This is a genomic window from Coprococcus sp. OM06-34AC, assembly GCF_003462545.1.
Lineage (GTDB): Bacteria > Bacillota > Clostridia > Lachnospirales > Lachnospiraceae > Coprococcus > Coprococcus aceti.
The window spans coordinates 176,394-190,189 of the sequence record NZ_QTZF01000002.1; the positions used below are offsets into that span (position 1 = coordinate 176,394).

At 44.8% G+C, this 13,796-nt stretch carries 10 protein-coding genes and 1 pseudogene; 2 read left to right on the forward strand and 9 right to left on the reverse strand.

Features of this window, described 5'->3' with window-relative positions; translation table 11 throughout:
• Positions 1 to 431 precede the first annotated feature (431 nt).
• Positions 432 to 849: pseudogene (locus DXB91_RS14725) on the forward strand (type III toxin-antitoxin system ToxN/AbiQ family toxin).
• Between the two features lie 5 nt (positions 850 to 854).
• On the opposite strand, the gene DXB91_RS04025 reads toward DXB91_RS14725, so the two are convergent.
• The 3 genes from DXB91_RS04025 to DXB91_RS04035 all read right to left on the reverse strand — a co-directional run bounded on the left by DXB91_RS04025 (position 855) and on the right by DXB91_RS04035 (position 5,252).
• Complete coding sequence (locus DXB91_RS04025) at positions 855 to 3,626, reverse strand: AAA family ATPase (RefSeq protein ID WP_118016889.1); 2,772 nt, start codon at positions 3,624 to 3,626, stop codon at positions 855 to 857.
• An 87-nt stretch (positions 3,627 to 3,713) separates the two neighbouring features.
• The gene (locus DXB91_RS04030; protein ID WP_118016890.1) at positions 3,714 to 4,886 is read right to left on the reverse strand and encodes an exonuclease SbcCD subunit D; all 1,173 of its coding nucleotides are present in this window, start codon (positions 4,884 to 4,886) and stop codon (positions 3,714 to 3,716) included.
• 63 nt (positions 4,887 to 4,949) lie between these two features.
• Positions 4,950 to 5,252, reverse strand: a complete 303-nt coding sequence (locus tag DXB91_RS04035; RefSeq protein ID WP_118016891.1) for a hypothetical protein — start codon at positions 5,250 to 5,252, stop codon at positions 4,950 to 4,952.
• A gap of 171 nt (positions 5,253 to 5,423) precedes the next feature.
• Here DXB91_RS04035 and DXB91_RS04040 point away from each other — a divergent pair, with 171 nt between their 5' ends.
• Entirely contained in the window at positions 5,424 to 5,942 is a 519-nt protein-coding gene (locus tag DXB91_RS04040) for a DUF6512 family protein (RefSeq protein ID WP_118016892.1), read from the forward strand.
• Here DXB91_RS04040 and DXB91_RS04045 read toward each other — a convergent pair.
• The 6 genes from DXB91_RS04045 to DXB91_RS04070 all read right to left on the reverse strand — a co-directional run bounded on the left by DXB91_RS04045 (position 5,929) and on the right by DXB91_RS04070 (position 13,777).
• Positions 5,929 to 6,507, reverse strand: a complete 579-nt coding sequence (locus DXB91_RS04045) for a DUF1294 domain-containing protein (RefSeq protein WP_118016893.1) — start codon at positions 6,505 to 6,507, stop codon at positions 5,929 to 5,931. The two genes, DXB91_RS04040 and DXB91_RS04045, sit on opposite strands and share 14 nt — an antisense overlap.
• A 59-nt stretch (positions 6,508 to 6,566) precedes the next feature.
• Positions 6,567 to 9,023, reverse strand: a complete 2,457-nt coding sequence (locus DXB91_RS04050) for an ABC transporter permease (RefSeq protein ID WP_118016894.1) — start codon at positions 9,021 to 9,023, stop codon at positions 6,567 to 6,569.
• Positions 9,024 to 9,033: 10 nt separating this feature from the next.
• Positions 9,034 to 9,795, reverse strand: a complete 762-nt coding sequence (locus DXB91_RS04055; RefSeq protein ID WP_015534679.1) for an ABC transporter ATP-binding protein — start codon at positions 9,793 to 9,795, stop codon at positions 9,034 to 9,036.
• Between the two features lie 107 nt (positions 9,796 to 9,902).
• Complete coding sequence (locus tag DXB91_RS04060) at positions 9,903 to 11,120, reverse strand: sensor histidine kinase (protein WP_022216824.1); 1,218 nt, start codon at positions 11,118 to 11,120, stop codon at positions 9,903 to 9,905.
• 67 nt (positions 11,121 to 11,187) lie between these two features.
• Entirely contained in the window at positions 11,188 to 11,907 is a 720-nt protein-coding gene (locus DXB91_RS04065; protein ID WP_015534677.1) for a response regulator transcription factor, read from the reverse strand.
• Between the two features lie 103 nt (positions 11,908 to 12,010).
• The gene (locus DXB91_RS04070; RefSeq protein ID WP_118016896.1) at positions 12,011 to 13,777 is read right to left on the reverse strand and encodes a MutS-related protein; all 1,767 of its coding nucleotides are present in this window, start codon (positions 13,775 to 13,777) and stop codon (positions 12,011 to 12,013) included.
• Positions 13,778 to 13,796 lie beyond the last annotated feature (19 nt).

Sequence of the window (13,796 nt, forward strand, 5' to 3'; positions counted from 1 at the left end):
CTTATTCATTCATACATGAACCATTATTGTTTATCAACTCCGATTTGTAAAGCAAACAGCTAACATTTTTCTACTATTCTACACTTTGTATACTTTTATAAACGTTTTATAAAATATCAGTAATTACACTTGATATTGATCACTTTTTAGGATATTCTCAGATCACTATAAGTTACTAAATAAGTCAGCTCTAATTGACACTAACATTATTGAATGTTAGAATTCTTGTATGATATGATTATGGTAACCTTACCATGCGAAATGGGAACTTTAAGAGATGGGTGTTCTACCATATAAAACAAATGAACAATTTTAATATGGATGTTCTATCATACAAAATGGAACAATTTTATGGGAGCCCTACCATGCAAAAAGGTTTTTAAGAGCTGTGCATTTTAGCACAGCTCTTTTATATTCTCAGAAAGGCGATAATGGATATCCTAAATTTTTACTATATTGATTTAAAATACATAAGAAATCTGTCTCGTGCAGATGACAACGTAATGTCAGTCTCCCCTCAGGTAGGTAAGGAGAATCGACCATTTCTTGGAATAATCATTCTTATAGGTGGTCAGAAATATTGCATCCCCCTTACCTCACCCAAAAAGAAATTTGAAAATATGAAAAGTCAGATTGATTTCATCAAAATATTTGACCACAACAGCAGGAAAGATTCTTATGCAGAAACAATTATCCTGGTGTCGGGATCATTCCGATACTATAATCAACAGAGCCAATAAAGTCTACTCTCTCATAACTGATTTTCCCGACAAAAATCGCAACCTTACAAAAAGATGTGTAGACTTTAATAAACTTGAGCAAATTTTATCTAAATACTCAGATGACTAAAATCCCTACACCACCAGCCTCGCCTTCGCCCTGCCGGTTCTGTCCTTTTCCACCACGATCTGCTTGTCAATCTTCTCCTTGAGTTCAGTCACGTGCGATATTATTCCCACCAGCTTGCGTCCCTCGGTCACGCTGACCAGCGCTTTGTATGCCTGTGGCAGAGTCTTTTCTGTATCAAGGGATCCAAAGCCCTCATCCACAAACATGGTATCTATCTGAATTCCGCCAGCCGAGGCCTGCACCTCATCGGAAAGTCCAAGCGCAAGGGAAAGTGAAGCCATGAATGACTCGCCCCCAGAAAGAGACTTAACGTCTCGTCTGCTGCCGTTGTAATGATCCACAACACAGAGGTCAAGGCCGATCTGGCTTCGCCTGTCACTGCTGTCCGTCACACGCCCCAGCTCATACTGACCATCTGACATCTTCAGGAATCTCAGATTTGCACGCTGAATTATCCTGTCAAAATACGACATCTGTATGTATGCCTCTAGGTTTATCTTATTCTTGCCGGATACATTCCCTGAGGCAGTGTCATAGAGCGACTTCACACTGACGTATTCCTTTTCTTTTGCCAAAAGCTCATCGGACTTTCTGCCGATATTCGCCATCGCCGTTTCATTTGCACGGATGCGGCTGTTCCCATCCTGCATGAGAAGTCTGATCCTTCCCAGCTCATCTCTCACTGCGGTTTTATCTTCCTCAAGCTTAGCAAGTTCGAGCTTCTCTGCTGATTCCAGCGTGTCTGTCAGAGCCTTTATCTGCCCCTCCAGCGTCTTAATATCCTGGATCACAGCATTATATCTCTTCTCAGCGCTGTCAAATGAATCCTGCAGTTTCTTTGCTCTGCCAAGAATCTCGTTCATCTTCGTTTCCGCCTCACTCCGATTCCTGAATCTGAGCCCCGCGGCCAGTTCTGTCGCCTGTTCTCTGTCTGAGACAACCTTTGCCGTGAGCGCCGATATATTTCTCTCAAGCTCCGCCAGCTTAACCTGCATCCCGGCAAATGTTTCTTCTTCCTGAGGAAGTTTTGCAGCAAGCTCATCCCTTCTGCTGACCCTTTTGCGTTCAGCCTCGATCTGTCTGTCAGCCTCCGCAATCTTCTCATTATAGTATCCAATATTCTTCTCAACCTTTTCCGGCAGAACATCTATATCCTCCGGATCGTCAAATTTCCTTCCAGCCTGCTCAATAATGCTGTTTCTGATCTCCATGACGCTGGCAAGTTTTACCTTTGCATCCGTAGCACTGGCATTTGCCCTGTCGCGGGCTTTGTCAGCATCCTTCTTCGCATCATCTAACTGTGCATCTGTCGGAGCCTCCTTTGGCAGCGATGCAAGGAGTTTGTGCTCCGTCGCACCGCACACAGGGCACGCCTGTCCCTCCTTCAGATCCTTTGCTAGGATTCCCGCCTGGGCATTCCTGTAGAGCGTGCTCATATGCTCATACATATCCTGCTTTCTGGTATACATATCATTATCAAACAGATACTGCTTCTGTGCTTTGTCCACCGCCTGTTTTCTTCTGCTGTATTCCATGAGCAGTCTACTTATGTCATTCAGATAGTCAACAGCGTCAGCCATCTTCTCCCTCGATGCCGTGATTGCAACTATTTTCTCCCCCGCATCCGCAAGCTGTGTCTGTTCCAGTCTCAGCTTTTCTATGCTCTTCTGTTTGTCTGTCACAAGCATTCTGCCCTTCTCTGCCTGTTCATTTTGCCTTTGTAGGAGCTGTTCCTCGTCTGCAATATTTTTTCGCTTCTCGTCCAGTTTCTCATAGTTTGGAAGCTCGTTATTTATAACTGCTGCCTGCCTTTGGAGCTCTTCCGTTTCTGGGCGCGCTTCCTTTGTCCTGTTTAACTCTGCCTCAGCAGCAGTTCTGTCATTCTGTACATTTGCAAGCTCCAAATGTGCCTTTTCAAGCTGCACTCTGGCTTTCTCTGTCTGCTGTGCCTTGCCTATCAGCGTGTCAAGTTCCCCGACCCGGGTCTCAAGTGTACCTATCTGCTTTTCATATGAATCTGTTCTTGCCTTCTCCGTTACAATAAGCTTTCCGATGAGTGTGATCACCTCATCAATTGGCATCTGGCCGTCCTTTGCTTTCTGGACACCGATCCCCAGCGGGTCATCCTCTCCGAAGACTATCCCGGATATATACTGCTCTATACTCTTCTTCATATCGTCCCGTTCACTCTGAAGCTTTCTCGTCTCATCCTGAAGACGCTTCTGCAGAACAAAATACCTTGATGTGTGAAAAAGCTTGCTGAATATCTTCTGTCTGTCCCCGGACTCCGCCACCAACAGTTCCTTGAACTCACCCTGGGCAAGCATGGATATCTGTGAAAACTGCTCTCTGTCCACGCCCAACAATTCCTGAAGATATGAATTTACCTTCGTTCTGTTGGCAATGACCAAGTCATCCGGCAGATACAGTTCTGCAGCCGCATCCTGCAGGGTAGTTCCCTCACCTTTTTTCTTACGTCTCTCATAGGAAGGATTTCTTTTAACTCTGTAAGTCTTCCCCATATGATCAAATGTCAGTTCAACGTAGGTATCTGTGTCCACATCGGCATACGTTGATCTCATCATCCTCGCATCACGGCTCGCTCCGCTCGGCTCATCATACAGCGCATAACAGATGGCATCGAATATCGTGGTCTTTCCCGCACCTGTATCCCCAGTCACAAGATACAAGCCTTCAGCCCCAAGCTGGGCCATGTCAAGCATCTGGACTCCCGCATATGGTCCAAATGCCGACATCGTAAGATTTATGGGTCTCATCACCAGGCCTCCTTTCACAATGTATCGCCCCTCTCGCCTCCGCGAGCGGGGCAGGTCGTCGGAGCGCATTTGAGTTATTCGCTTCGCTCATAAGCGCTCCTCCTTCCATATAGAGTCTATAATATCCTGAACAAAACTCCTCTGTTCATCGCTCATTTCCTGGTTGTTCTGCTTCTCATACAACTCTCCAAACAGATCTATAGGCTTTTTCCCTTCAAGTACAGCGCCATCGTCTATCGTCTGTGTCACACGGGTTCTGGTGTTGTCGTATCCAAGCTTCATCACATTTGGATAGACCGTTCTGAGTTTTCCCAAAGCATCCGGCACGTCATCCTCGTCCGTGAGAACCACATACAGATAATCATCCACAGCCGTCCCCTCATAGTTTCGCCTGTCCATCAGCTCGTCAAATGTTCCCTTTACCTCGCGCAGCTCATGCATCGGAACAAGCGGAACAGTCCTTATCTCTATTTTCTTGTTCTCAGGGATGTCAACAACCGTCACCGATTTGGTGTGGTTAGCCTCCGAAAGTGAATACTTAAGCGGTGTTCCGCAATATCTGACAGTCTCCCTGCCCACCTTCTGCGGCCCATGTATATGCCCCAGCGCCACATAGTCAAATGAGTCGAATACCGACACATCCACATTGTCCAGACCGCCCACATTCTCCTCCGACTCCGAGCGCACAGCCCCGGTCACGAACTGGTGGGCCACAAGGATATTTGTAACCTTCTCATCAACATCCATGTGCTCCACCGCCGCACGGCAGGCATCCGTGTAATCCTTTATATCATCCGCCTCATCAGGGAATACCGCTCTGACCATTGCCGGCTTCACAAATGGCAGCATGTATATGTTCACCATCTGTCCTTTTCCATCCTCCAGCTTATATGGTCTGACCAACCCATCTCCCATCATGGCTATCTGTGCCGAATCATATACCGGCGATATATGGATTCCACTGAGATCAATCAGACTTGATGCAAATGCCAGCTTGGCCGCCGAATCATGGTTGCCGCTGATGATATATACTTGCCGCTTTCTCTTTGCAAGCGAAGTCAGGAAGCTGTCCAGCAGTTTCACCGCCTCCTCGCTCGGCACAGACTTATCATATACATCCCCGGCTATGATGACTCCATCCGGCTGCTCATCATCGATGATGCCCAATATTTCTTTTAATATATACTCCTGATCCTCCAACATAGAAAATTCATTTACACGCTTTCCTATGTGAAGATCAGATAAATGGATCAAACGCATATGTACTTCCCCTTTCTTACTCTCCCGGCTTTTTCCCATATTGATTGGCACTTAGTCCTACAATTACTCATCTTTTGCCTTTTTTAAATGTTTTTTTAATTGTTCTTTCAACAAAAATACAGGCAGGTATGTAAGACTAAAATCAAGCAACGCAGTCAGCATCAGCCATTTATTCGGTGAGAAATAACCTGCTATCAAAAAGAATACAAAAGCTACTCCAGGCACTCCGGAAACATGATGTCCCAGTTTCCTACTTTCAAGAGGTGCCCCAATGTAGGTAATGATCCAGCACAACACTCCTATCATCCAAAAGACACCATCTATTACCCACATTACAATTGGATAATGTTCATACAAGCTACTCATATGTCCCCCCCCTTTAAACAAAACATTCGTTGAAATAATTATAACATCACCGACAATATATCCCAATTATGTTTATCTTAATTTCGTTGATTTCGGTTTCTCCGCTACATGAAATACCATATTCGTCATATACTATGTAATATAGCACTAGTTTTCATCGGAGAACTCTCTATGGCAACTACTAACAAACTCAATTTTTTTCGTTTTTTCTTCATATCGATCCTCGGAGTGCTGCTGCATTTCACCTACGAGTGGTCAAATGACAATCCCGCTGTCGGACTATTCTCAGCAGTGAACGAATCAACCTGGGAACACCTGAAACTTATATTCTTTCCAATGCTCCTCCTGACTCTGACCGAATCTCTCTGGGCGCATATACAAGAAAAGCCCCTGCCGGAAAATTTTCTTCCGGCAAGGACTAGCGGTATCCTGTCAGGTATGGCATTCATTGTGGTCGTGTTCTACACACTAAACGGTGTACTGGGCAGGAATTATGAGTTTCTGAATATCGCACTTTATTTCGCCGGGGTTGTATATGCACTGCGAACCGAGAACAGATCAGAATCCAGGCAAATGTGCATAAACGACTACGTTGCCATGACCATCCTGGCTATTCTCGCGGTTGCCTTCTTCGCATTTACCAACTATCCGCCTGAACTTGGGATATTTGCGGATCCTACAGCAGATTAACCACACACATCAAAAGCACCACCTGCATTACAAGTATAAGTGGCACTCCAACCGAGAAATAATTCTTCCTTATCTTGTGCCTAAACACCACCATTCCAAGCAGAGCACCTATACTTCCACCGGCAAATGCCATACCGAGAAGGACCGCTATAGGTATCCTGTATCCGCCCTTGACCGCTCTGTATTTGTCAATTCCGAACATGACAAATGTTACAACACTCACTGCCGCAACGAACCAAAGTGTCCATCTGTATTCCACAAACACATCCCAGAATGCAAAGTTCCATTTGCCCGCCGGTCTGAGCTTCCAAGTCATGAACACCGCAAGCTCTATTACACACACGCACACTGTGAACACTCTCAGCATCATATTCGTCTTGGATGCAGTCCTGTCACACAACGCAAATGCTATTATCATGCCAGGGGCACCACCGGCAATGGCTATGATCCCCAGCAGAACACTGAGCGCCTTATGGCTTGTTCTCCTGCGTCTCGCAGCCGTCACTCCATCAAGGACAGCTCCCAGTATATTTATACATATCAGATATATGATCAACTTATCCATTATATATACCCACCTTGTCTACTGACATTGTATACATAGTTCCACTCTCCTATATACTTCTACTGATCTGCGATGAGCACCTGCGGCTGAACCTTTCTGATGTTCCCCGCTCTGATAAATGCTACCACAGAGAATAACACGCTCATAAATACCAATGGTATAACCAGTGATATCACGCTTGTACTTAAATTAAAACTGTATATTCCAAATGATTCAAATCCTGCCTTGAAGAATGGCTTGCTGACGATAAGTGCAAGAACTATACCAAGCAGCGAACCCACAACTGCCGTCACGATAAAGCGGACCGCAAGCTGGCATCTGAGTCTGAAGGATGTAAATCCAAGTGCCTTGTATATTCCGATATCCTTCTGCTCACGCATGAGAACCTTGCCACACACGATTATGACCGTGACTATCACGAATACAGCCCCCAACATATATGTGAGCAATGTGAGTCCCTGTATTGCAATGTTGACTGTACCCGCCACTCCTTCAAAATCATCCTTTGCTGAATGTATTGAATACGTGATGCCCTGATTATCGCCATATCTCTTATCTATCTCCTGGATTATCGCATCACATTCATCAGTATTGTCAAGATCATAACATATTCCTTTGCCGCTCCATTCCTCTTCATCTGAACTGCTTTTGGCAGCTCCACTGACACCAGGCTCACTTACGATCTCTCCGCTGGCAAACTTACTATATGCAGCCTTACTGATTGCAAAGTTCTTGCCCACATCATTTGCCGAATCATATATGCCGGAGATAACCATCTTCCTTGCCACGCCGCCGCGCTTGACCGTGACTGTGTCGCCTATGTTCAGGTGAAATCCATCAGCCACATACTGGGTTATCAGCACCTCATTGTCATATGTACAAGTTCTTCCCTTTCTTATCGTGTTGATCATATCAGGAGCCTCCACTATATAACAATACATCTGCACATCATCGAACAGAATGTACTCGCTGGACATTTGATATTTTCTATACGCTGTGTGTTCTGATATAACATTCTCTATATCCTTCTGTGTATCCTCATCGACAAACGAAGCAGTCAGGTCATACTTCGTGACTGAAAACATATCCACCAGCATATTCTGTGAATTAAACCAGCGCATCATATCGTTCATAAGTATCATGAACATGGCAAGTATAGCAGTCACTATGATGGCTGCGGCATACTGTTTCTTCTCAGATATAAACTGTCTGTATGCAAGACTCACACCAAGTTTCTTGCCTGAGACCGGAAGCTTCAGAACGCTTGAGAAATGCACACTGTCCCGTCCACCTCTTATCGCCTTTATAGGTGTGGCCTCGGATATTCTCCTTGTCTTCAACATGATAAATGCTGCTACCAGAAGCAGTATCGCCAATATGACACACAGCACAAGTCCTACATTAATATCAAACGGAACTTCAAGTCCTGAAGAAGATCTTGTGGCACTATTTATGATTTTTAGTATCGGAATGGCCAGTGGTATTCCAGCAAACAGTCCAGCCGCCACAGTGCACATATACCCGGCAAGCAACGCCAGCTTCACCGATGCATTTGTCATTCCGACCGCTTTGAGTATTCCTATGTTAACAAAATCCATGTCTATGCTGCTGCCGATGTTGTGTCCTAGAACTATCATAGCCGCCACCAGAAGCAGCACAACAAATATAAGCAGCACCGCGGAGAATACCTTTGTCATAAGAAGCATGTAATTTCCCGCCTGCTCCTTTGATAAAGTTATCCAGCAATATGACGCGAAATCACTCACATTATTCAGTTCTCTCTCAAACTCCATCTCCGTGAGGTCCAGGCCCGGCTTTTTATCTATTATGATAAGCTTTGACAATTCAAAGGATCTCTTGTCATCTTCCAGTCCGCTTCTATTATCTTCCGCAGCCTTTGCCTTGAGATCCGCAAAATCCTCATCTGAGATCAATATCGTCTTTATTCCCATGACCGAAGATCCCATATATGGATCCTCGAAAAATGACGCAACTTTGAAGGTATAAGAACCGTTATCATTGCCCAGCTCGACTGTATCACCAATCTTGCAGTCATACATACCTATGAAACTGAACGGCACACTTACCTCACCTTTTTCAAGCCGGCGATCTGTCATTTTGTTATCCACATCATACTGATCATATGTGAGCACGCTGTCTGTATCATTCAAAACGAAGCTGCTGTTTCCGCCTTTTCCATTGCAGTCCTTAAGCAGCAGATATACAACATCAGTTGCTTTCACTTCCTGCACTGCATCACATTTGCCAATATTCTTTATTATCTTGTCTGCACTTGTTCCATAGGCATCCAGCCTGTTCTCCCCGTAAAGTGCGGCAAGCATACCTCCATAACCAACCTCTTCCATAGCTTTCGAATCATGCCTTATGGAATTCGTGTAGTAAGAAAGCACTGAACAGAATGCCAGAGAAATGATAAGCATGAGCACGAACACACTTATATGCACGCCCTTGTTTCTTCTCATATTTCCTCGAAGCACCATCATGATATATCTCATCCTTTACCTCCTACCACTGCATGGAACCAAGCCATGCATCTATCTGGCTCTCACGGCTCTTGCGATCTTCTTCAATATATTGTGACAGCTTCAGCTCACCTATGATCCTTCCGTCCTCTATGTAGATGATCCTGTTCGCCCTGATAGCAGCCCTCACATCGTGGGTAACCATGAGTATGCTCTGTCCCTCCACGTTGAGCTCGGTGAGAAGGTCCAGCACATCCTGGGTATTCCTGCGGTTTAATGCGCCTGTCGGCTCATCCGCGAAAAGGATACCCGGACTGTTGATGACCGCTCTGGCAATAGCGCCCCTCTGTGCCTCTCCGCCGGACACCTGTGCCGGAAGTCGGTCAGCAGCACTTTCTATATTCATCTTTTTTATGAGTTCATCAGCCCTGTTTTCAGTCTCTTTTGTTCTCGTATCCTTATTCATATAACCCGGCACAAGTATGTTCTCTCTAATGCTGAGGTTACTAACAAGATGTATCTGCTGAAACACAAATCCAAACTCATACACCCTGAGTTCTGCCATGCGCTTCTCATTGTATTCTGTTATATCCTCGCCATCATATATGACCTTTCCCGAAGTCGGTCTGTCCATCCCGGACAGACTGTAAAGCAGTGTGGATTTTCCCGAGCCTGACGCTCCCATGATGACTGTAAAATCTCCCTTATAGATATCCAGATCCATGTTGTTGAGCACATGATTCTGCACGCCCTCACTGGAAAAGCTTTTGCAAAGATCTCTTGCCTGAAGTATTATATCTGCCATTTTTCTCTCCTTTTTATAGTTGTAGCACGGGGGCATTCAGACATCCTCTACAGATCTTCACCTCGCCACCGTGCTACAACCATATCACCCTATTTATTAACAAGTCCTTAACAAACCTTTCTTGCTGCAAAATATAACACTGCCTCCAGGCCATCAGCATGATTTACAAGTTCCACATCTCCGCCCATTCTGTCCATGAGATAATGGACAATAAATAGTCCAAGGCCCGCTCCAGGTTCATCACCGGAGTTTTCCCCTCGATAAAACTTCTCATATATGAACGGCATATCCTTATCCGGAATTCCTGTTCCATGATCCTTTATGGACAGCCTGTATACCATATCAGCGCCGCTCACATGGACATTCCTTGGAAGTTTTTCGGGCGATATACATTCCGTAACAATACTTATCTCTGTGTCTCTGGCATACTTAGCGGCATTTGACAGTATATTTTCTATCACCTGAACCACTCTTCCCGAATCTGAATGCTCAAGCACTGCCTCGGTTATATCTCCATTCACCACGATATCCATTCCGAGACCTATATCTGACAGGACCTGTTCCAGCAGAGGTTTTATCTCAACCTTATCACTCTTCACCACCAGTCTGTCCAGATCATGCAAGGAATGAATAAACATGTCATTCGTTATGGACGTAACCTCATCACATTTCTTCATGATGACCGACGCATACCTCTCCCTGCGCTCCTGGGTGGCATCCATATTCATGACCAATGCCTCCGCATATCCTCTTATAGATGCGATCGGAGTCTTTATATCATGTGACAGCGTGGCTATAACTGTCTTGTTGTTCTCTATCGCTTCCTGCTCTCTACGCCTTGCATGCACTATCTCCGTTCTCATATGGTCAAATGCCCACGTGAAGCTTCCGAACATATTTACCCGTCTGTACTTAAGTTCGGTGTCCATATCCCCTGTTGCCAGATGTGATGCATAATCCTCCAGCTCGTCAAATGGCCTGAGAACACACACGTATATGTACAGGAATAATACAATCACAACACACAAGACAACGATATACATGATCACTATATTCCTAAGTCCTGACTTGCCGGTATCTATCTTTTGTTCCCTGAGTTCATTCATTACAGCGTCAAGCTTTTCGTCAGCATCTGTGGATCCCGAATCATACAGTTGTTTCACTTCATTCAGTTCCACTATATACTGCCCATATTCATCATCTTTTATCCGCCGTGTCTCGTCCTGCTTCTCCCTGTAGAACAGCCAACCAAAAACTATGGTTATAGCGCACATGAACACGATCAGCATTTTTATTATATTGCTTCTTACTGAATGTCGCTTCATATAAACTCCCTATAGCTGCCAAGTGGACATCCACCTTACAAGCTCATATTATCCTCACCGTCTTTGTCTATTCACTATCTCCCAGCACATATCCCGTTCCCCATACCGTACGGATAAGCTGCGGATGTGAAGGATCTGTCTCAAGCTTTTCCCTGAGCCACCTTACATGCACCGCAACCGTGGATGGCTCCACATCGCTGTACAGCCCCCACACGGCACTCATGATCTGTTCCTTGGTCAATACCCTGCCTCTGTTCTCCGCCATGTATACAAGCAGGTCAAATTCCTTCGGCTTCATATCCACATTACTTTTGTTTCTGTTCACAGTCCGTGCGTGCCTGTTGATCTCTATCTCGTTCCCGTCTGTGTTCAGGGTCAACATCTCAGACTTATTGTCATCAACACCATAAGTTCTCCTGAGTATCGAACGGATACGGGACATAAGCTCTTTCAGTGAATACGGCTTTGCGATATAGTCATCTCCACCCATATCAAGGCCATTCACCTTGTCATCCTCACTCGTCCTTGCACTTGCAAATATGATTGGCACCTGCGAAGTATGCCTGAGTTCTTTACAGAATGAGAAACCTGTACCATCGGGAAGATTGATATCCAGAAGTATGAGATCACATTTGTTATCTGTCAGCACTTCATATGCATCGTCTATGCTGGCTGCGTACAGAAAAGCATAGCCGTTGTCCTCCAGCATATCCTGTATCAGCATAGACAGATCAGCGTCATCATCCACTATAAGTATTGTTCTCTTGTCTGTATGCTTTTCTGTCATCCTATACCCTCCAATGTCTTCACTGTAGACAATTCATATTATATGACTCTAAACTGCCCACATATCGTCTGTAATATCATCCACAAGCAGTGCATACAGCCAACTATTTTTCTTTATTCACCAGCATGTCATATGTAACACCATATTTCTCCGCTATGTCACTGGCATATGATTTACCAGCAGGTGGCGCTATCTCGATCTTGTAAGATCTTTGTGAGCCCTCGTTGTGTACGATCAGCGAATATACCTTGCCCTCTGTACACCCTTCATTCATCTCATCCACATCAAAGCCCAGCTTATGCATATGGGTGTTGTATATCGTTCTCGTTCCCTTTGTCAGAATCGCTCTCACGGAATCTCTGGCTATATAATAGCCCTCCTCAAATGACGTAGTTGAAAACGTCTCATTGAGAAGTATGAGACTGCGATTATTCGCACCGTCAAATATCTCCCTGAATCTCTTGCACTCCTCACCAAGTCTTCCAAGATCCAGGGTCTTGTCTTCGTCAGCAGGGAAATGTGTAAATACGCAGTCCACTGGAGCAAATTCAAATTCATCACCTGGGATATATATACCACCCTGAGCCAGTACAAAAAGCTGACCTATCGTCTGGGTTATGGTCGTCTTTCCACCCCTATTTGCTCCTGTCAGAATATACACTCTGTGCTCGCTGTCAAAGTCCAGATCATTGGTCACTATGTGCTCCGACTCCTCCGTGTCAAATGCCGCAAGCTTGATATTGTATATGCCACGAGCCTTCATATAATATCTGCTCTTTGAATCGTCCTCCTCGGAAATATCTGCATTCGGCTGATATGCAGAGTTCACAACCTTTGCCTTGGAAAATGCTGCGCCGCGTTTCTGCAGTTTTTCTATGTACTCAGCCCATCTTATATAGTAAGTGAGCTCAGGTATGAGATCCGTCATATCAGTTATGGTAATCGACACATACTTATTTAACGTCTCCCTCATCCTCTTGACAATTCTTGTTATGAGCTTGGTGACTACCCTGTCTGTATACCGCGTAATATCTTTGGATTTGTCAGAATCAGGAATACCAACCATTCCTGCCGCCAAGTTATTTGCACCTCCAGTTACCACTCTTCCCTGAAGTTCCTGCTGAAATTTGGATAATGCTTCATTTACCGCATCTAACGGCTGAAATCTGAAGTCACTCTTAGCGTCGAGGTTGTCACTTATCTTATCTCTGGACATCAAATGACCGTAGAAATTGCTCAGCACACCGCCCCTCGTAAATTGCTTACTATTTACAGATATCAAGCCAACGCCATCAGCCTCATATCTGCTGTTCAGATTAACTCCTATAGTTATACTTCGAACCTCACCACTCACCTTTTTCAGCTCTGATATGTCCTTCTTCAGCTCACTGAAACCGTTGTCCTCATATATATTCTGAACATACTCCTTAAGACCTGTAAATCCCTCGGAATGCAAGTTTTTATCCTTCAGGCAGGAATATAACGAATCTACGCATTCTATGTAATCGCCTATCTCATCAAGTCTGTGCATAAGATCCCATATACCTGAATTCTCATCATAATCGCGTTTAAAGCTGCCGTAATCCTTGAGAAAGCTTATCTTCCCAAGAATCTCCATCATGTCGTCTCTGAGTTTTTTATTTCCAATTATGTCGTCAAACACACCACCTCTGTACTTTGTAACAGATGGATCTGCATATATCCGTGACATAACTCCCATTATATAATTCTGTTCAGACTCATTTGCCGACAGTTGTCTGCATATCATATCAAGCCCAAGGTCATGCATGACCACAGGGCTCAGTGCCCTAAATGAATACTCACCATCCGGTACCAGAAGACTGTATTTTCCTGTTGTATTTTTCCCCATATCTACACCTTTCAAGTAA